This window comes from Clostridium sp. YIM B02555 (assembly GCF_022320955.1).
Lineage (GTDB): Bacteria > Bacillota > Clostridia > Clostridiales > Clostridiaceae > Clostridium > Clostridium saccharoperbutylacetonicum.
Genome location: NZ_JAKJJY010000010.1, coordinates 84,596 through 106,146, shown reverse-complemented (window position 1 = coordinate 106,146; position 21,551 = coordinate 84,596). Strand labels below are relative to the sequence as shown.

18 protein-coding genes are annotated in these 21,551 nt (G+C 27.0%); 13 read left to right on the top strand and 5 right to left on the bottom strand.

Annotation, left to right across the window (positions count from 1 at the left end; translation table 11 throughout):
• Positions 1-51: 51 nt before the first annotated feature.
• On the bottom strand, positions 52-282 hold the full coding sequence (locus L3B98_RS15340; protein ID WP_238917370.1) for a hypothetical protein: 231 nt from the start codon (positions 280-282) through the stop codon (positions 52-54).
• Positions 283-418: 136 nt separating this feature from the next.
• Here L3B98_RS15340 and L3B98_RS15335 point away from each other — a divergent pair, with 136 nt between their 5' ends.
• From L3B98_RS15335 to L3B98_RS15320, 4 genes are all read left to right on the top strand, one after another.
• Entirely contained in the window at positions 419-880 is a 462-nt protein-coding gene (locus L3B98_RS15335) for a hypothetical protein (RefSeq protein ID WP_238917369.1), read from the top strand.
• Positions 881-1,044: 164 nt separating this feature from the next.
• Positions 1,045-2,457: a hypothetical protein gene (locus L3B98_RS15330; protein ID WP_238917368.1), complete on the top strand. Its 1,413-nt coding sequence runs from the start codon at positions 1,045-1,047 to the stop codon at positions 2,455-2,457.
• Positions 2,458-3,176: 719 nt separating this feature from the next.
• Positions 3,177-3,326: a hypothetical protein gene (locus tag L3B98_RS15325; protein WP_238917367.1), complete on the top strand. Its 150-nt coding sequence runs from the start codon at positions 3,177-3,179 to the stop codon at positions 3,324-3,326.
• 43 nt (positions 3,327-3,369) lie between these two features.
• Positions 3,370-6,132 (top strand): hypothetical protein, encoded by a 2,763-nt coding sequence (locus tag L3B98_RS15320; protein WP_238917366.1) that lies wholly within the window; start codon positions 3,370-3,372, stop codon positions 6,130-6,132.
• A 206-nt stretch (positions 6,133-6,338) separates the two neighbouring features.
• Here L3B98_RS15320 and L3B98_RS15315 read toward each other — a convergent pair whose 3' ends face one another.
• Positions 6,339-7,370, bottom strand: a complete 1,032-nt coding sequence (locus L3B98_RS15315) for a site-specific integrase (protein ID WP_238917365.1) — start codon at positions 7,368-7,370, stop codon at positions 6,339-6,341.
• Positions 7,371-7,453: 83 nt separating this feature from the next.
• Between L3B98_RS15315 and L3B98_RS15310 the strand changes: the two genes are divergently transcribed.
• The 4 genes from L3B98_RS15310 (at position 7,454) to L3B98_RS15295 (ending at position 13,797) form a co-directional block, all read left to right on the top strand.
• Positions 7,454-9,457: a TetM/TetW/TetO/TetS family tetracycline resistance ribosomal protection protein gene (locus L3B98_RS15310; protein WP_238917364.1), complete on the top strand. Its 2,004-nt coding sequence runs from the start codon at positions 7,454-7,456 to the stop codon at positions 9,455-9,457.
• A gap of 51 nt (positions 9,458-9,508) precedes the next feature.
• Positions 9,509-10,219 (top strand): SprT family zinc-dependent metalloprotease, encoded by a 711-nt coding sequence (locus tag L3B98_RS15305; RefSeq protein ID WP_238917363.1) that lies wholly within the window; start codon positions 9,509-9,511, stop codon positions 10,217-10,219.
• Positions 10,220-10,320: 101 nt separating this feature from the next.
• The gene (locus L3B98_RS15300) at positions 10,321-11,496 is read left to right on the top strand and encodes an ABC transporter substrate-binding protein (RefSeq protein ID WP_238917362.1); all 1,176 of its coding nucleotides are present in this window, start codon (positions 10,321-10,323) and stop codon (positions 11,494-11,496) included.
• 3 nt (positions 11,497-11,499) lie between these two features.
• Entirely contained in the window at positions 11,500-13,797 is a 2,298-nt protein-coding gene (locus tag L3B98_RS15295) for an ATP-binding protein (protein WP_238917361.1), read from the top strand.
• Positions 13,798-13,908: 111 nt separating this feature from the next.
• Here L3B98_RS15295 and L3B98_RS15290 read toward each other — a convergent pair whose 3' ends face one another.
• Both L3B98_RS15290 and L3B98_RS15285 read right to left on the bottom strand, forming a co-directional pair.
• Positions 13,909-14,355: a DMT family transporter gene (locus L3B98_RS15290; protein ID WP_238917360.1), complete on the bottom strand. Its 447-nt coding sequence runs from the start codon at positions 14,353-14,355 to the stop codon at positions 13,909-13,911.
• 15 nt (positions 14,356-14,370) lie between these two features.
• On the bottom strand, positions 14,371-14,793 hold the full coding sequence (locus L3B98_RS15285) for a DMT family transporter (protein ID WP_238917359.1): 423 nt from the start codon (positions 14,791-14,793) through the stop codon (positions 14,371-14,373).
• 139 nt (positions 14,794-14,932) lie between these two features.
• Between L3B98_RS15285 and L3B98_RS15280 the strand changes: the two genes are divergently transcribed.
• From L3B98_RS15280 to L3B98_RS15265, 4 genes are all read left to right on the top strand, one after another.
• Positions 14,933-15,625, top strand: coding sequence for a cyclic nucleotide-binding domain-containing protein (locus L3B98_RS15280; protein ID WP_238917358.1), 693 nt, complete (start codon positions 14,933-14,935; stop codon positions 15,623-15,625).
• Positions 15,626-15,762: 137 nt separating this feature from the next.
• Positions 15,763-16,359: a CDP-alcohol phosphatidyltransferase family protein gene (locus L3B98_RS15275; RefSeq protein ID WP_238917423.1), complete on the top strand. Its 597-nt coding sequence runs from the start codon at positions 15,763-15,765 to the stop codon at positions 16,357-16,359.
• Positions 16,356-17,621 carry a ferric reductase-like transmembrane domain-containing protein gene (locus L3B98_RS15270; RefSeq protein WP_238917357.1) on the top strand — a complete coding sequence of 422 codons (1,266 nt, stop codon included), beginning with the start codon at positions 16,356-16,358 and terminating at the stop codon, positions 17,619-17,621. Before L3B98_RS15275 ends, L3B98_RS15270 begins: the two co-directional genes overlap by 4 nt.
• Before the next feature lie 78 nt (positions 17,622-17,699).
• The gene (locus L3B98_RS15265) at positions 17,700-18,812 is read left to right on the top strand and encodes a PQQ-dependent sugar dehydrogenase (protein ID WP_238917356.1); all 1,113 of its coding nucleotides are present in this window, start codon (positions 17,700-17,702) and stop codon (positions 18,810-18,812) included.
• 82 nt (positions 18,813-18,894) lie between these two features.
• Here L3B98_RS15265 and L3B98_RS15260 read toward each other — a convergent pair whose 3' ends face one another.
• Positions 18,895-20,004, bottom strand: coding sequence for a DEAD/DEAH box helicase (locus tag L3B98_RS15260; RefSeq protein WP_238917355.1), 1,110 nt, complete (start codon positions 20,002-20,004; stop codon positions 18,895-18,897).
• Between the two features lie 829 nt (positions 20,005-20,833).
• Between L3B98_RS15260 and L3B98_RS15255 the strand changes: the two genes are divergently transcribed.
• Entirely contained in the window at positions 20,834-21,262 is a 429-nt protein-coding gene (locus L3B98_RS15255) for an Rrf2 family transcriptional regulator (RefSeq protein ID WP_015393128.1), read from the top strand.
• The last annotated feature ends 289 nt before the right edge of the window (positions 21,263-21,551 follow it).

Here is a 21,551-nt window from a genome sequence, read left to right as displayed (position 1 = left end):
AATCAAAGAAAACAGCATTCAGTAATGCTGTTCTTTTTGTTTTAACTAGATTTAATGATTAATTAATGCCAGCAATTTAATTTCGACATCATCCTTTAATTCTATAGGCCATTCCCATCGATCATTCATAGTGGTTCTAAATGATATTTCTTCTAAAGGCTTGCCTTTATCACTTCTTAATATAGTTCTGATATATTTTCTTGTAATAGTACTACGAATCTTTTCTTTAATAATTAATTCATTTACTAGTTCTTTTAATGTAATAGAATTCTTAGTGCCCATAATAAACCTCCTAAATATATTATTTAATTACAATTATAGTAAAATAAAAAATATTATACAATGTGAAAATTATGGTATATTATAAATAGATTATGATTAATTATCAAATGTTTTGTAATAAATATGGAGGAGTTATATGAGAAAAAATTATAGAAGAATAAAAGAGGGAAGAATATATAATATATGGTCCAATATGAAGCAGAGGTGTACTAATTTAAGAAATAGCCAGTATAAAAATTATGGAGGAAGAGGCATAAGCGTTTGTGATGAATGGATTAATAGCTACTCTAGTTTTAAGGAATGGGCTCTAAGTAATGGGTATAAAGATAATTTAACTATAGATAGGGAAGATAATAATGGTAATTATGAACCTAATAATTGCAGATGGGTTACTAGAAAGGTTCAACAAAGAAATACAAGAGCAAATGTAAATATAACAATAGATGGAACTACAAAATGTATTAAAGAATGGTGTGTTTTTTTCTTTGTAAATAAATATCAAAGAGAAGTTAATTATTTTAATTACCACAATAAAGATGAAAAGTTATTAATTGAAAGATGGGAAAAGAGAGGTTATTTAGATAATTGGAGGCGATAAATTTCATGTGCTATTCTATGAATAATGTACCAATTATAAGTTTTAGAGAAGTAATAATGTAACTTGGTTATCTAAAAAAGTTGTCATTTACCACAAATTTGAGCATTTTTGCTTTTTAGTTGTGATAATTAAGTAGATTGTAGAGTAGAAAGGTAAAATTAAAAATGTATAAAATAGTTAGGGAAACATATAGTAAATATAATTTTCAAGAAATTGATATAGGTAAAATAGATTCAGATAATCCCAAATTTATTATTTATAAAGTTAATGTGTATAAAGAAATCATTAAGGATATAACCAAAGAACTTGAAAATGAAAAAGATGAACAAAATTTAGAGAAGCTACTAAAAAAATTATCTTATATATTAAAATATAAATCTTTAATACTTACAAAACTAATAGAAGGTATAGAAAATAATAAGATTATTATAAAAGTTGATATTCAAGGCCAATTGAAAAAAAGTAATGAAACAGATAGTGAAGAATTTTTTGTTGGTATTAAAAATAAGATTCTGGGTTCACTATTATTTCAAAAAGATACTATAACTAGATATTATTATGCAGTAAGAAAAATTCCATTTATATATAATAATAATTATGAATGGCAACATATTAGCGAAAATTACTATCAATATTTTGAAGAATATATTTTACTGTATAATAATATTTTTATAGAGTATAAGAGCCTTTCGCATACATATATATTGAAATCACCTCAAGGTGAAAATTTTGGGACAAAAAATGATTTGATGAATATATTATCTTTTCTATTTGGAAGACCTATTTTTTGTTATACGCCAAATCAAAGTTATAATGAGAAGTTAGAAAAAATATATTGTGAATGTGAATTACTTGATTTATTAAGATTAAGAAATAATAAATTATTTAGCAAAGAAAATAATTGCGAGTCATATTCTAGTATATGTCCAATATTAAAAGGAGACCATATACATAGAATCCATAAAATACCTGAAATGGATCATGCAGAAGTTCTTGAATTATATAGCGCTGCTTTAAAACAAGTAGAGCCACTACCTAAATGTGTGTTTTTATATAGAGTTGTGGAATATGCTATAAATGAACATTATAATAAGTTATTTGCTTCAGCAACTACAGATGTGTCTAAAGCAATAGAGTATTATTTAGAAGAAGCACTAAAGCATACATTTATACCATTATATTATATTGACACAGGTCGATATTATTCATTTGAAGAAGATAAGGTGGTTAAAGTGGATAAGGCTAAATTAAAAAATATTATTATAACATTAAAGATGGAAATATCAAAAATAAAAACAGAATGGAGTATGAATGTTTATTTATCTACAAAAGATATTGGAAATATAATTTATAGTAATGGAAGATGTGCAACTGCCCATGGTCATACAGGTAAAAACGGAAAATATAATGCTAGATATGATTATCAGTACAATTATTTTCATATTAACAATGTCAATATTATGTTAGAATTAATGGCAAGGTATATTGTTGAATTATTTAATCCTCAACTAAAAAACTTGATTGTAAAAGAACGAAAACCTTATATTTTAGATAACCAATTCTATTTCCGCGAATAAAAAAGTAATATATTTTATTTAAGAATAATACAAGTTTTTTAAGGCAATTAACAAGAAATATCATTTATATTAGTAGAGATGCCTGTATGGGCTCGCGTACTGTCTTAAAATTGATTTTGTTAGCAACAAACCCTGGTGGTTTAGATGTTATGTATTTGTATTATAAACTTAATAATGGTAATAATAAAATAGTTATGGCAGATAACTTTTATATGGAATCATATGTATAATATCATTATCCAAAAATGAGGTGAAAAGTCACAGTGTCTATTAATATATATTATAAGAAAGTGTGACAAATCACCTCTAATTTGGATAATGGGGAATCTTAGAAATTTATGTGCAAAAAGATTTATAATAAAGAAGTAATGAGATATAAATAATTATGTTTAAGTGTTCAAGAGCACATAAAATCTTAAATTAATTTTAATAAATTAATTAGTTACAAATATAATAATTTTAAAAAATCGTACCTGACAAACATCTTAGGTTATGATATAATAAATTTGTAAAATTATATTTAAAAGTAAATATGGGTGGTTCAACCACTGATTATATCAAGGGTTAGCATTTTGCTAATTCTTTTTTTTGTGCAAATTTATTAAATATTGCACTTTTTCTATTTATTTGAAAAGGAGATTTTATTATGAAATTCAATTGATTATTAAAAATTTATAGTATTAAGTAAAGTAAATATAAAGACGAGGAGGAAATGAAGAATGATTAATCCTAAAGAATTAAGTATTGAAGAATTAAAGGTATGTTATTACGCCTACAGAAAAATAGTAAGGGATAATGAAGAATGGAGAACTAAACATAGGGAGAGAAAAAAAAAACAAAGAGCAAAAAAGAAATTAGAAGTTAGATAAGATTGATAAGTTAACGAATGAAAGGAAGTGACTATAATTGAAAGTGTCAAATAGAATAAAATTTTTGTATCATGATGAAGAATTACAACATAAACCTTCTGGTCAAGAAATAGCTAAGTGGGGAAAGTATTGGAGTTCTAGAACTGCTACAATTAGAGAATTTATTAATGATATATTAAAAAAGCACAGAGCATTTTCAATTGCATATTGCTCTGAAAATAGAAGAATAGAGGAGAATTTTGTATCTTGCCAAATTATTGGTATAGATATGGACTCGGGATTACAAAAAAATGAAGTGAAAAAGTTATTGAAGAAACATAAAATTAATTATAGTTTGATATACAACTCACCAAGTTGGAAAGCTGATTATGAAAAGTATAGAATTATATGGTTTTTAAAAGAACCTTGTACGAATCCTCATGAAATAAGGGAGGTAATCTCAGAATTAATGTTTTTACTAAATCATGAAGCTGATAAAAAGTGTAAGGACCCAGTTAGATATTTTAATCCACCAATCAATGAAGAAGGTAAAGAGGGTATAGAATTATATAATAAGACAAACATTGAGAGGAATTTTATTGAAATTGGAAAAATTCATAAGATAGCAGAAAAAGCAGGATATACAAAAATTACTTATAATTCAGACGAGACAAGAAAATTAGGTGAGATGCCTATAATTAATAGTACGATGGAAGATATTATGAAAGAATGTAGAGCTATTCGAGATATAATGAAATGTGATACTAAATCAATAAATGAATGGAGCCATAGTTATTTTATAGTAGAAACGCTTGCACCAACCTTGAATAGAATTCAAGATAATAAAAAATATAGAGGAAGAAGAAGTACAAGTTTGTTAAATGAATTTAAAAAGGCATTAAATAATGTTATAGCTTCAGGAATAGTTAAAATAGGCAATAATGATTTAAGGGAATATAATAAGCCAAATAAAAAACATTGTGAAACGGATAGTATTAGTAGAAGAATTAGTGGTAATAAACCGCCATGTAATTGCACTGATGATTGTCCATACTATAAGCAAGAAGGATGTTGTTTGAAAGAATATGAACATAGTAATTTATATAGAGCTCAAGAGGGACGAGTTAATTCAATTATTCAATATAGAAATATTAATAGAAATAAACAAAATCTATTTGAGGCAAGAGATAAACTGAATGTATTATCAAAGGATATACTTAGAAATAATTGTGGCTTTAATATAATTAAAGCAAGTACTGGTACTGGAAAATCTACAAATATTAATGAAATTGTAAATAATACTAAAGATGTGTATTTTATAGTTTTACCAGACCATAAATTATCAGAGGATGATAACTATAATAAATTTCCCAAGATACCATTGAATCCAATAGCTTCTTATAAAGATGAAGATGAGGAGATGGAGAAGGATATTCGTAGAATATATAATGAATATAAAGTAAAAAGTCAAGTGAGTGCTTTAGAACCTAATAAAGCTATGAATATATTAAAATATAAATTAGAAGAAATAAATAAGTCTGAATTATATAAAGAATACGAGAAATACATTAAGGACAAGAATGAAATTTTGAAAGAAAGAATTATTGTTACTACTCATGCTAGATATGCTATTGAAGGTAAAAGGTTAATTGATAAAGTAGCATCTTGTGATAAAAAGAATAATGGCAAGATAAAATACTATAATAAATATTTTAAAAATAGTAACTCGATTAAAATTATTATTGATGAAGATATTATTAATAAATTTACATATATACATACTATAGAGAACAAAAATGTATTTATGAAGAAGCTGAGAAAAATAGCACAGATTGATATAAAGTTAGGTAGTTTTACGAATGCACAAATTATAGAAAATAAGATAAGAATAACATTAGGAAATTTAATAGCCAAGAGAATAAGCGAGATACAAAGTGCATTAAAAATTGATGACGGTGAAGTAATTCATTTAAGTAAAATATCAGATTTAGATAATATTAATGAGGTATTAAGAGAAACAATATACACTGAAGAAATACCTTTATCTGATAAGGAATTGGCAATATTAATGAAAGCTGATTTTGTTACAAAAGATAGAGGTAAATTAAGTTTTTTAATTAATAAAACAATACCACAACATTATATGTATAATGATAAAAGAGTAAAGCTAAATACTGTAATGTTCACAGCTACTCCAACATCTTCATCATTAATCGAACATATAATTCCAAATTATAAAATGTATGATGTTGGCAAAGTAAAACCCAAAGATGATTTTTCTATACAAATTAATCAAAAATTTAATGTTTCAAGGAATGGTTTAAGAAAAAACTATGATAAATCTATAGAAGAAATAAAGACAATGATTGGAGATTGGAGTCAAGAAGAATTAGATAAAACATTGTTAATTACATACAGGGATTATGAAGAAAAGGCTAAATTTGATCTTGGACTTAATCAATCGTTACATATATGGAATTTAGAAGGATTTAATGAATACAAAGGATTTAATATAATATGGCTAGGAAGCCCATATCCACCAGCAAGTTATATAAGATTGTTAGGAGAGAAAATAGGAATAACAGATAGTGTTGAATATAATATGATTCAAAATAAAAAACCATCACTGATTGATTTTGATAATATGAATGTTAAAATATCGAATTTTAGAACATATAGAAACAAGAAGTTAAGAGAAATACAATTAGCATTTATGTCTAAAGAAATAGTACAAGGTTTAGGTAGAAGTAGATTTTTTGACCCACATCTTGAATCTACTCCAAAAGCCATTGTACTGTCAAATGTTGATGTATTAAATTTTATTTAATTATATGATTATATTATATCATAAACTGGGTATATATGTAAAACATATAGCTTAATATAGGCCAAGACAGCTCCGTATAGGCATTTGATTATATTAAATGTATAATTTGTCATTTTATATAATTAAGGTCAATATGGAGCTGTTATATGCCTTATGATGAATTGTGTGTAATTAACCTTTTAAACACGTGTTATAAGTACTTACACCTATTTATTAAAATAATCTTTCATCATATCCATATAACGTTTATCATTCAATTTAGCATAAACTCTTAATGTGGTTGAACTACCAACAGTATGCCCACACATTCTTTGTATTATTTCAAGTGGTATACCATCATTAAACCAATTACTAATAGCAGTATGTCTTAAACTATGTAAGTGTAGATTTACGTATCTTTTTAGCCAATGATTTAATGTATTTTTATGATAAGGAAAAGGATACTTATCACAGTATTTTAATCTTTTATTCACCAAATCATCAAGCAAAGATGGATAGCAAATAATTCTAATACTTGATTTGTTTTTACAAGGTCCTTCACAATCTCTATAACCATCATTTTCTCTATATCTAATCCAAGATTTATTTATGTTGATAGTTCTGTTTTTTATATCAATATCTTTAACTGTTAATGCTCTTAATTCTCCATATCTTAATCCACAATATAAAAGTATTAAGAAATCAAGTTCATATTTATCACCCTTAATGTTAGTAATGAATTCTTCTTGTTGTTGAGGTTCCATATAATTATCATCTAATGTGTTAGTATCATCAGTTTTTATAATAACTCCTCTAATTGTGTTATGAGATATTATTTGATTCATTTCTAAATACTTAAATAATCCACTTGTGACAAGTTTTAGTGATTTTTTGGAACTATTGCTAAGTAGTAAATTATTAAAAAAATGTTGCCATTGTGATAAATTTATATCTTTGGGTTTTTTATTTCCTAAATTACTTTTAATAATATGCATAAAATAATGATTTAAAGTTGTATATGTGGTTGGTCTTATTGTTGGTTTCTTTAATATCATATAGTCATTAATGTGTTCTTTTAATTTTTTGTTATTATATACTATCCCTTGACTATCCATAAGTTCTAATTCTTTGGTTTTGTTTTCATATTTTTCTTTTAATTCTTTTTTGGTTTTAGCATAGATAGAATAAGATTTGCAGTTCTTTGTTATTCTTGTGGTATAATAAGTTATATTATTGATGGTTTTGGTTCTTACATTCATGTAATACTCTCCTTTTTGAAGTGATGAGTTTACCCAATAATTTACCCAATTTACCATTTAAATTAAGTTATAAGGATGATTTTATGAAAAAGACAATAGGCATTTTAGCTCATGTTGATGCTGGGAAAACTACTTTCTCAGAACAAGTGCTTTACCATACTAACAGTATTAAGAGTAGAGGAAGAGTAGATCATAAGGATTCATTTTTAGACAATCATGATATTGAAAAACAAAGGGGAATAACAATTTTTTCAGATCAAGGAGTATTTAAATTTAATAGTTCTACATATTATTTAGTTGATACCCCGGGACATATCGATTTTAGTTCAGAAATGGAGCGTTCAATTGCCATTATGGATTATGCAATTATTATTGTGAGTAGTGTTGAAGGGGTTCAAGGGCATACTAAGACAGTTTGGAATTTATTAAGAAAATATAATGTTCCAAGTTTATTTTTCATAAATAAATTAGATAGAGTTGGAGCAGATAAAAATAGAGTCATAAATGAAATAAGAAGAGATTTAACTAAGGATGTTTGCTTTGTAGATAATGTAAATGATTTTATAGATAAAATAAATTTAAGTGAGGAACTAATAGAGTTTATAAGTGAATATGATGATGAGCTTTTAGAAAAATATCTTGAAGGAAATTATGATGCTAACATTTGGATAAACACGTTAAAGAAACTAATAAAAGAGAATAGAGTATTTCCTTGTTTTGGAGGTTCTGCGCTTATGGATGAGGGAATAATAGAATTTCTTAATACATTAGATAATTTAACTTATACTGATTATAATGAGAAAAATGGCTTTTCAGGGAAAGTATATAAGATACGCTATGATGAAAATGGAAATAGGATTACTTTTATTAAAGCCTTATCTGGAGTACTGAAAGTTAGAGATGAAATTAGATATAATGAAGAATATATTGAAAATAGCAACATTGGAGATACTATTGCTAGCGAAATAACTGAAAAGATCACTGCCATAAGGATATACAATGGTAGTAAATTCAAAACAGTTGATTGTGTCGAAGCTGGAGATTTATTTGCAGTTCAAGGTCTTTCTAAGGCTGTAGCTGGTGATGGTTTAGGTTTATTAAAAGATAAGACTAAATTTGAAATGATCCCAACTCTAATGTCAACAGTTATTTTTGATAAAACATTAAATATTCGTGAAGTATTAAGATATTTTAAAATATTAGAAGCTGAAGATCCGTCCTTGAACATAATATGGAATGAAGCTCTACAGGAAATTAATGTACATATAATGGGGAAAATACAACTAGAAGTTATAAAAGAAGTTGTAAAGGAAAGATTTAATTTAAAAGTTGAATTTGGTCCATGTCAAATTCTTTATAAGGAAACTATTACTGATGTAACAATCGGTCGTGGTCATTTTGAACCATTAAGGCATTATGCTGAAGTTCACTTAAAGCTCGAACCATTACCTCGAAATAGTGGTATTATTTTTGAAAATAAGTGTCATAGTGACAATTTAACTTTTGGAAATCAAAATCTAGTGAAAACACATATTTTTGAAAGAGATCATCATGGACTATTAACTGGATCACCAATAACTGATATTAAAATCACATTGCTAACAGGAAGAGCACATAATAAACATACTTGCGGAGGCGATTTTAGGGAAGCTACCTTTAGAGCTTTGAGACAAGGACTTGAAAAGGTTGAAAACATACTTTTAGAACCATATTATAAATTTAATATACAAGTTTCAAGCGAATATATTGGCAGAGTTATATCAGATATTCAAAGATTATATGGAACTTTTGAACCAGCAGAAATATATTTAGATACAACAATTATTAATGGAAGAGGTCCAGTTGCGACATTTATGGATTATTCTATGGAAGTAATTGCTTTCACTAAGGGCAAAGGTAACATTAGTTTAATGTATGATGGTTATGATATTTGTCACAATGGTGAAGAAATAATAGAATCTATAGGATACAATAAAAATGCTGATATAGAATATACATCTACATCGGTGTTTTGTTCACATGGTCAAGGATATTTAGTTCCTTGGGATAAGGCAGATGAAGCAATGCATTGCGAATTTATAGATTAAACAATTATTTGAAAAGAATTTTATAATCAGAATAACTACATAGGAGAAAAGATGAAATTAAAATTTGAGTATGAACGCCAGGAAATAGAATTTGAATTAACTAGAAGAAAAAGAAAAACTATATGCATCAAAATTGATGAAGCAGGACAAGTTATGGTTAGTGCACCGTTAAAAATTAGTAAAGAGTATATTTTACTTGTTGTGAGAAATAGAGGAAGTTGGATAATAGCCAAGAAAAAAGAAGTTGCACAAAGAAGCTTAAAAAGAATTACTAGAAATTTTTCTGAAGGTAATACTTTTATGTATTTAGGAAAAGAGTATCCTTTGAAAATAGTGTTACAGACAAATAGAAAAAGTATTTTAATAAAATTTAATGATAAATTTGAAATTTATACAAACACTATGGAAGAGGAAAAATTAAGGAGTGCTTTAGAAAAATGGTATAGAACTGAAACCTTAAAAATAGTGACTGAAAGAATAACTTTTTATTCAAGTAATTTTAAGGACAAAGTAACTGAAATAAAGGTTAAAGAGCAAAAAAGAAGATGGGCTAGTTGTACAGGGAAAAATGCAATTTTATTTAATTGGAGAATAAGTATGGCTAAACTTGATGTAGTGGATTATATTGTTGTACATGAAATGTGTCATATGGATCATAGAAATCATTCGAAATTTTTTTGGAATAGGGTATCTGAAATAATGCCTAATTATAAAGAGAAACATGAGTGGCTAAAAATACATGGTATGGATTTATACATATAAAAAATATATTTAATGTATTTTTATGTCAGAGAATGTCATAAAAAATATAAAGGTTTTTAATATATGATAGAGAATTATGAGATTAGAAAGGGGATTTCATAATGTATGAAAGCAAGTTTAAAATGTTCAGAAATTTATGTATTGTAGTTATTAGTGTTATAACACTAATTGCAATAATAATTTCTTCAAATAAAAAGAAAAACGAAGTTATTAATGTAGGGTTTTCAGCGCAATTAACTGGCAGACAAGCTGAATTGGGGGTTCAAGAGCGAAATGGTGCACAGCTAGCTATAGAAAAGGCGAATAATGATGGAGGAATTAATGGACACATGTTGTCTTTAATTGTTCATGATGATCTTGGAATTCCACAAGAGGCGCAAAATGCAGATAAGGAACTGATAAGAGAAGGTGTAGTAGCGATTATTGGTCATGCAACAACGGCACAAACTTTGGCTGGTATTGCTGAAGCAAACAAAGCTAAAGTAATAATGATGGGACCAACTGTATCAACACCCAAGCTAAGTGGAATAGATGATTATTTTTTTAGAATTCATCCATCATTTGAAAAAAGCTCTCAAAATTTTGCTAAATACATTTTTGAAATAAAAGGAATTAAACACATTGCAGTTATCTTTGATAAAGATAATCTAGCATATTCTCAAAATTATAGTGATATTTTTTCTGATAAATTTAAAGCTCTTGGAGGGGAAGTTACAAATCTGCTTGATTTTTCTTCAGTTGCTCAACCAGATTTTTCAAAATTTATTTCGGAACTACAAAAATCTAAAGCTGAAGGAGTACTTATAGTTGCTTCTGATATGGATACGGCACTTATTGCGCAAAGAGCGCGGCTTATGAATTGGTCAAACCCTATGTTTTCATCTCCTTGGGCCCAAACTAAAACCTTAATTGATAAAGGCGGACAGGCTGTTGAAGGAATGATAATTGAACAAGCTTATGATTTAGAAAATGATTCAGAAAATTTTGTTGAATTTAAATCGAAATATAGAGCGAGATTTGGAAATGATCCATCTTTTGGTGCTGCATATAGTTATGAATCAACAGTGGTACTTATTGAAGCTATAAAAAAATCCTATGGGACTAATCTTAGTCTTAAAGATGCCTTATTAGAAATCCATGATTTTAAAGGGTTAACGGATAATTTATCCTTTGATAAATTTGGAGATATCCAAAGAAATAGTTATTTAAGTTCTATCAAAAATGGAAAATTTATTAGAATTGCGAAGCTCAATACAGTAGAATCTGGAGGTGAGTGAAAAATGGAAAATACAAAAGGTTATCCTTATCTACGTCAAGTATTTTTTCGTATATTGTTGCTTCGCATGTTTATTCCTTTGATTATTTTAGCCATAGTTGCAGGTATTTGTGCTGAATCCTTAGGTCAACGTAATGTTCAAAGTAACCAAAGGCAGGTCGTCCAGTCAATAGGGAATATTGTGGAATATTATCTTGATCACGGTGGTAGAATATTAGATGCTATTGCTAAAATGGCTGAAACCTCGGATAAAGCAGATATATCTGCATTTATGAATACTACATGGAAGGCATATGGTTATTTTGAAACAATATACTGTTTGGATAAAGAAAATAAAATTTCAATAATGGCGCCTTCGGATCCAATTTATACTGGATTGGATATGTCTAATTTGCCTGACATAAAAAGTTCACATAATCAAGATAATCTTATTATATCGCGTCCTTTCATTTCATTTAGGACAGGTGACCCAATAGTTTATTTAATAAGACCGTTATCTCAAGGAGGCTACATTATTGGGGAATTGAATTTAGGAGTATTTCAACATGAAATTGAAAATATTACAAAAATACAAGGAGATCAATTTGCTTTTATCGTTGATCAATCAGGAACACTAATATCTTATCCTGATTTATCCTTAGTTAAGGAACAAACAAATATAAATAATTTAGAAATAGTTAAAAATACTGTTCGCGGAGAAAATAGTAGCATCTATATATATAATGATAAGCTAATGCTGGGAAGTTCTGTTAAACTTCAAACAACTGGCTGGATAGTTGTTTCTCAAATACCTTTAACATCGGTTATAAGTTCCTATAAATGGTTATTCATTTTTGGAATGTTTGCCATATTTGTTTTAATGGTAGCTGTAATATTTAGCTTTCGGAAGCAAATACAAAATCATATTATAACTCCACTTGAACAATTGACTGATAGAACAACTTCTTTGGCGGTTGGTGATTTTAGTAATGGTAGTACCCTACCATTAATTTCTTCAAATTTCATTGAAATACATAATCTTATGGTTGATTTTCAGATGATGAGCGATAATCTTCAATCACGCGAAATTGCTTTGAAAGAAAGTGAAAATAGTAATCGAGGCTTAGTTGAGAGACTTCCATTAGGACTTTTTACTGCAGAATTAAATGGTGAAATAGTATATGTTAATCCAATGGCAAGACTGATATTAGGTTATGATAAAATTGAAGAAACAGTAGGCATAAATATTACAAATTTTTTAGTTGAAGCATTAATAGATAAAGATCAAAAGGAATTTTTAATAGAGAATATATTTAACTTAAATAACTATGAAATTCAGATAAAAAATAATAATGAAAAAGTTATGTGGATTGAAATAAATAGCCATGTCGTTTATGATTATCAAAAGCATGCAGATTTTTTTGAGATCAGTATTCAAGATATTACAGAACGAAAGCAAAATGAGTTTAAAATAAAAGAACAACAAGAACTCTTAATTCAATCAGAAAAAGAGAAAAGTGAAACTCTTGAAAAAACGCTTGCTATGAAAGATGAATTTATTTCATTAATCAGTCATGAACTTAAAACACCACTTAATGTTATTTATTCAGCTATTCAATTAATCGAATGTGTATATATGAGTAAAATTCCTGAACGGGTGCAAGAACTTATAGGAAATATTAAGCAGAATACCTTTAGACAATTAAGATTAGCTAACAATCTACTAGATATTACTAGAATGAATTTTGGGCAAATTAAAATAAATATGAGGACAATAGATGTTGTATTTTTAGTTAAGGTTATTTGTGAATCAGTTGAATTGTACGCAAATCAGAAAAATATAAGTATTAATTTTGATTCAAATATTACTAGTAAGATGATAGTTATTGATGATGAAAAAGTTGAGAGAATAATATTAAATATCCTTTCAAATGCTATTAAATTTACAGAAAGTGAAGGAAATATTACTATAAAGCTATCAGATAGTATAAATTCAGATTCTATACAAATTGAAATTTCTGATACTGGCATAGGAATCCCAGAAGATAAGATTGATGTTATATTTGAACGATTTGGTCAAGTTGATAGTAATTTATCTAGGAGGGCTGAAGGTACTGGAATTGGATTGTCTCTTGTAAAATTATTAGTTGATAATTTAGGTGGAACTATAAATGTTAGTAGTAAACTAGGAGTAGGTAGCACTTTTACAATAATACTTCCTACCAATAATGAATTAGTAAGTACCGAAAATAATGGACGTCTTGATGTTGAAGACAGATTGGTGAGTGAGATAAAAGTTCAATTCTCTGATATCTATTTATAATTCGAAATAATAATAAATTATTAAATTAGTAATTATTTAACACAATAAAAATAAGGCTTCATATTAAAATATAAATATGGAGCCTTATTTTTTTATTGAATATGCTATAGTTTACAAAACTGAAATTTCATCTAATTTAGAATCGACATATAAATTGTATGTAAGTCCAATAACAACTAGTATTCCTCCAGAAATTTTAGTTATAGATACTGAATTTAGAGTCAAACAATCTAGTAAAATACCTGTAAAAAGCTGTCCAACAAAAATTATTAACGTAGCATAAAATGAGGACATTTTAGGTGTTATTACACTGTTTAAGATTACAATTGCTATCCCTAATATTCCACCGAAATAAGCATAAAAAGGAATATTACTAAAATTATTAGATGAAAAATTTTCTTTAAAAATAATAAATAATACTAAAGATGCTAATACTCCTGTAAAATAATTAAAAAAACTAGATTCAATTAATCCAACTTTTTCAGAAAGTTTAGTATTAAGAATTCTTGAAACTACGACAATAGCACCTGCTATAACAGAAATTAAAATATAAAACATTATTTCACCTCCTAATTAATTAAATGCCATAATTGAAATTCCTATTATTATAAATAATAATCCAATAAATTTCTTTTTATTAAAACTTACCTTTGGAATACCTAGAAATCCACAATGATCAAAAGCTAAGGAAGTTATTAGCTGACCTAAAAGTCCTAAAGCAACTGGAAGAGAAACTCCTAATGCAGAATAGCTTAAATTGTTAAACATAACCGTAAATACACTTATAGCCCCTGCAATATAAAAATATAAAGGTATATTATTTCTAAAAGATATTTTTATTTTTTTGCAATACAGCAATATTAGAATAGCAAAAAATCCAATTGCATGTATTATAAGTAATGAAGTATAGCTACCAACACCATTAGATAATTTCCCATTAAATGCTATCATAATAGAAATGAGGATACCAATTAATAAGGATAAAAGATTGTACATATTGTGCCTCCATTAAAATGTTTTTTCAAACAATAGATATAAATTTGATTACTCTCTATATTTTAGGATATTATTATAATATACAAATAGGACATATGTCATGTTTGAAAAAATAATACAAATTAAGGAGTAAAAAAGAGTGGATTTAATTGATAATAATATAAAACTTGAAAAATGCATACGAATGTTCAAACTTGAAAATTTATTTACGGAAGATATGAAGGAAAATATGACTTTATACAAATTTATTAAAAATGAATATATATGTAAGGAAAATGAATATTTGGAGAATTTATATTTCTTGGCTAAAGGAAAAGCAAAAGTATCTAAGCATTTAGAAAATGGAAAATCATTACTAATTTCTTTTTATTCTCCATTAAAGATAATAGGAGATGTAGAGCTCATAAGAAACAATCCTACAGATTGCAGTGTACAGGCTATAGAAAATACTTATTGTATAGGTATTAAATTCGATTATGCTAGGAGTAATCTTTTGAATGATTGTAAATTCTTAATAAATCTATGTGATTATATGTCGGAAAAACTTAAAAATGGAAGTAATAATAGTTCTATTAATTTACTTTATCCTCTTGAAAATAGACTTGCTAGCTATATACTTGCATTTGCAGAAATAAGTGATGATAAAATTAAAAAGTTTATTTTCAAAGAGAATTATAATGAAATTGCAGAATTACTTGGTTCAAGTTATAGACATTTAAATAGAACTTTAAATAAGTTTTGTTCTGATGGTATTTTGAAAAAGAATAATAAAGAATATGTAATAGAAGACTATAAGAAATTGTTATATTTAGCTGGGGATTTATATAAATAAAAATTTACCAAAATTGTCTAGTATTTATATATGAATTATGTTATTATTTTAATAATTATTATTAAATAAGAAAATATTTTAATTATTATTACTTAATAAATTAAAATTTAACGGATTGGAGGGTGGTGATACCATTGATGGAATTAATTAAATATGTACCAAATACTATTAGTCTGACTAGAATTATTATGTGTATCTTCTTTGTTAATGGAATAATTCGTCAATATAATAATGGACAAGATAATACACATACTCTATTTATATTATTCTTTATGATTTGTATTTCAGATTTTTTAGATGGTAAAATTGCTAGAAAAACAAATTCTGTTTCTGTACTTGGAGCAAAACTCGATGTATTTGCTGATTTATTTTATATAACAGTTTCCTACATAGCATTAGTGAGTTTTAAAATTATACCTATATGGTTTTTGCTTTTTATTATATTTAAATTTTCTGAGTTTGTATTAACATCAAAATTTATAAAGAATAATATTAAGTTATCAGACAAGCCTTTTGTTTTTGATAAGGTTGGGAGAATTGTATCAGCCACTTTTTTAATCATTCCTGGAATTGTTTGTATCAGTAAATGCTTAAATGTGCACTTTGTAAATTCTATATTTTCATGCATTTTGTCTATGATATTTATAGCAGGAATGTATTCTTCCTATAGTAGAATAAAGGATTGTTTTAAAATTTACAAATTAAATAATAATCTAGAAAGAGGTAAACTATGAAAAAGAAGTCAGGAATTTTATTAATATTATTCTCTATGATAATTACTTGGGTTTTGTGGATATTCATTAATCCTACAAGAGAAATTTCTACCTTAAGTGAATATTCTCAATTACTAGCATCCTTTGCATTGGTTGCATTTGCTTTAATAAATTTCATATCAACACGTCATAAGATTTTGGATATACTATTTGATGGATTAGATAAATCATATATATATCATAAATATCTAAGTATTTCAGCACTTGTGTTAGTTATAATTCATAATATTACAATTGAACTAGGAAAAGGTCTTGAAAGATCTCAAGGAATACCTATTCCTCGTGATCCCTATGCAATGTATGGAGCTTTTAGTATGTATTTATTTATAATTCTTGTACTTATAGCGATAATAGCAAAAAAGTTAAATTACGAAAGATGGAAAGCAATTCATAAATTTATGATCATTCCATATGCTATGGGTATTTATCATTATTATGGAAGTGCAACTTATGCTGTTTTTTCTTTTAAACCCTTTAATATATGGTTAAATATTGTTAATCTTATAGGAATATCATCTGTTATCTATAGCATCTTCCTATATGAGAAAATATCTTTTAAATATAAATATAAGGTTTCAAGCCTAAATATAGTTGCTGATGGTACCTTAGAGATTACAGGAAGTGCACTTAAAAAAGATATAGATTATAAGCCAGGACAATTTGCATTTATAAAAACACTACAGAATGATAATAAATTTGTATCACATCCATTTACAATTAGTGAAGCACCCAAAAAAGGGGAATTGCAATTTACAATTAAAGGGTTAGGAGATCATACAAAAGAATTATTTGATACATTGAAAGTTGGAGATAAATTTGAAGTATCAGGTCCTCATGGGAAGTTTGATTATAAATCTGGTAGAAAAAGGCAAGTGTGGATAGCAGGTGGCATTGGAGTTACACCATTTAGAAGCTTTTCACAAGCAGAAATTCCAAAAGATTTTTTAGTTGATTTCTTTTATGCTTTTAATAATGAAGAAGAAAGTGCTTATAGTGAAGAGTTAGAAGGATTGCAAAGAGATAACTTGCGAGTACACCTTTTTAATTCAAAAGAAAAGGGATTTTTATCAGTATCTGAAATTGAAAAATATATAGATACTAAAGATACGATTGATATATATTTTTGTGGACCAGCTCCTATGAGGGAAAGTTTAAGAAAACAATTTGCCAATAGTCATTTAAATATTGGTGAGTTACACTATGAGCATTTTCAATTTAAGTAAATTCAAGTTTTAAACATGCACATATTAATAATATTTACATATGTTAATGTTGTAATCAAGGTACAAAGAGTTTATGCTATGCGAGTAGAGAAAATAATATCAGAACTAATTTATATTTATAATACTTACTCATCATCTGAAAAATTATTTGAGTTAAGAAAGAAAATATATTTATATAGACAATTTCCATATAAAATTCAAGTTATTGCGGAAAAACTATATGTACCATGGGCTATAGCTATATCAGAAGATGGCAGCTTATACTTTACAGAAAGGTCTGGAGCAATTAGAAAAATTAAAAATGAAAAACTTCTACCTGATCCACTATATTTATTTAGTACGCCATTTGTAAGTCAAGGGGAAGGTGGATTGATGGGAATTGCTTTAGATCCGAACTTCTCTCAAAACCATTTTGTTTATGTTATGCATTCTTTTGCAGAAAATCATAAAACTTATAACCGTGTAGCTAGATTAATTGAAAATAATGATAGATTGTTCATGGATAAGATCCTTATCGATAAAATTCCAGGAGGACAAATTCATAATGGAGGACGAATAAAGATAGGTGTAGACAACAAATTGTATATAACTACTGGAGATTCGGGAAATCCATCACTGGCACAAGATCCACTTAGTACAGCAGGTAAAATATTACGTATAAATTTAGATGGCAGTATTCCCAAAGATAATCCTTTTCCTAACTCTCCAATATATAGCTTAGGTCATAGAAACCCAGAAGGTTTAGCATGGAATTCTGAAAATGTTCTATATGAATCAGAACATGGATCAATTGCTCATGATGAAATTAATATAATAGAGCCTGGGAAAAATTATGGTTGGCCTATAGTTGAAGGAAATGAGGAAACAACAACTAATATTATACAAAAACCATTAATCCAAAGTGGAAATGAAACATGGGCACCATCTGGAATAACGTTTATAAGTCAAGGGACTTGGAAAAATAAGTTACTTATGGCTAATTTACGTGGACAACAATTAATACTAATTACATTAGATGAAAAAGGAGTAGCTGTAACTATGGTTGAGTCGTTACTAAAAGGTGAATATGGACGGTTACGTGAAGTCATAGAAGGAAAAGATGGGTCGATTTTCTTAACTACAAGTAATATGGATGGGAGAGGTAATCCTAATATAAATGATGATAAAATTATACAACTTACGTTACAATGAAAAATAACAAGGTTAGATATAATATATAGATTTTTTAATATATTATATCTAACCTCGTTTGGAATAAATTGGTTTAAAATATCTATAAAATCACATCTCGTCTAGTAATTTCAAAACCAATAGTTTCTTCAATTTCTTTAAGAGCTCTAAGATTCTTTGGATCTATAAACAGACAAGTATAGCCGGTTTCTCCAGCTCTACCAGTTCTTCCTATACGATGAATATAGCTTTCTACAGTTTCTGGGATATCATAATTATATATATGAGTTACTCCAGTAATATCTAAGCCTCTTGCTGCAACATCAGTTGCAATTAAAAACTGTATATCAGCATTTCTAAAAGATTTCATTATTCTTTCTCTTTTATTTTGAGGAATGTCACTATGTAACTTTAAGCAATTGTAATTACGAGTATGTAGAACAGCCTCTAATTCATCGACTCTTCGCTTTGTCCTACAAAATATAATTGCCATAAAAGGGTTATCTTCATCCAATACTTTACATAAGGCATCACGTTTATTTCTATCAGTTGTCTCAACAACTTCTTGTTTAATTGAATCTAAAGTAATTTCTTCTTTTTTTATAGAAATTTCAATTGGGTCTTTCATATATCTATAAGCTAATTTTTTTACTGCCGAATCCATTGTTGCTGAGAAACAAAGCATTTGTTTCTTCTTTGGCATTGAAGCCAAAATTTTTTCAACTTCATTTTTAAAGCCCATAAATAACATTTGATCAGCTTCATCTAAAACAAAGGTTTTTAATTTACTTAAATCAATACTTTTGCGATCAATATGATCTAAAAGTCTTCCAGGAGTTGCAATAATCAAATGAATATTATTATTCAATTTTTTTAGTTGAGAGGAAATGTCTTTTCCTCCATAAGCCGCTAATATATTTATTTCTTTAGCATCTTTTAACTTATTCGCTTCATTAGTAATTTGAATAGCTAGTTCTCTTGTTGGAGTTAAGATTAACACTTGTATATCATTTGATTTTGAATTTATGTTTTCAATTAATGGTAATAAAAAAGCTAAAGTTTTACCTGTTCCAGTTGCAGCTTCTGCTATTATATCTTTTCCTTCTTTTATAGGAGATATAGATTTTTCTTGAATAGGAGTAGGAACATTAATTCCAGATTTAGTTAAAATACTAATTAATTCAGGACTGATATTAAGTTGTTTAAAATTCATTTTTTCATACCTTTCTTTAAGTACATATAGATATATATTTTAATTAACGATGTTCAATTAATAAAGCAAGTTCCACGGAGAAGGTTCATGTCTCCAAATATATAAATATCCAAAGCAAGAATTAGACATATGCGGAACTTACCGAAATCCAATAAATTTGTCTTCCACAGGACTAGTGAAATTTTCGCTGGAAGGTTCTAAATGTGGGCTTGCCATTATTTCAGCGTGTTCCAGATATAAAATCTGGACAAGCTGAAATGAAACAAGCCATAGAGGAAACTCGACTCACGTTCGTTCGCTGAGTAAGCGATTCACACCAAATCACAGATTTGGGCTCTCTGCTTAAGAACCATCATCAGCTCAATTTCACATGCCTGCTTCCAGAAAAATGTATCTGATTTCTAGTGTAGTGTTACGATTATAATTTCTCAATGATGTATGTATATTCCTTTTATAAGTTTGATTATTAATTTGGATATCTATAAAATTTGGACATTCACTTTTCTTTGAGAATTATTAAAATTAAGATGTACAATGTTAATTAGAACTTATATAAATATCATATGTATACAATTAATTCCTATAAGTTAATAGGATAAATGCTTTTTAGTTAATTATCAATACTAATAATAATATAAGAATCTAATTTATTAAAGGAAAATATTTAATATTATATATAAATATTTATTTTAAAACAGTTTTATAAAAAGAAAAAATGTGGTAAATTAGAATATATACTAATAATATGGGAATTGTAAATAAATCTTAGTTAATAAACTGACTAAATAATATACTTCCATTAAAAATTGAAAGGAAAAATGGTGATTTTATGAAAATTTCAACAAAAGGTCGATATGGATTAAGGGCTTTAATTGATATATGTTTATTCTCTTCATCAGATATGGTTACTGTAAAAAGCATATCTGAGAGACAAGGGATATCAGAAAGATACTTGGAACAAATATTTTCTTCTTTAAGAAAAGGTGGAATAATTAATGCTAAAAAAGGAGCTCAAGGAGGATATTTTTTAGCAAAGAAGCCTAAAGATTTTAGAATAGGAGATATTTTAAGTGTTTTAGAAGGTGATTTATTGCTGATTGATATTGAACGCGATGAAAATGATATAGAAAATTTTATAAGTGAAAACTTATGGAATGTAATAAATAATAAGATAGTTAATTTCTTTAATTCTATGACATTAGAAGATTTAGTGAATAATTATAAAGAATACAAAAAAGAAGATATGTATTATATTTAATGCCTATACTTTATGATGCTAATATAAAAAATAATTCCAATTGAATGAATTTTACGAAAATTTTTTAAAAAAGCCTTGTAACTGATAGGAAAATATGTTATATTTTTTACAAGTTAAAACCGTTGATAAGAATAGTAGATAATAAAACTAAGTATAAAGAGAATTCGATGTTTGGTGAGAATCGAATGCTAAAGATGTTATTGAATGGGTCTTTGAGGTGATATCTTGAAATTTTAAGAGTAGGGATATACGGGAGTCAGCCGTTAAAATGACAGGATATAAATTTTGA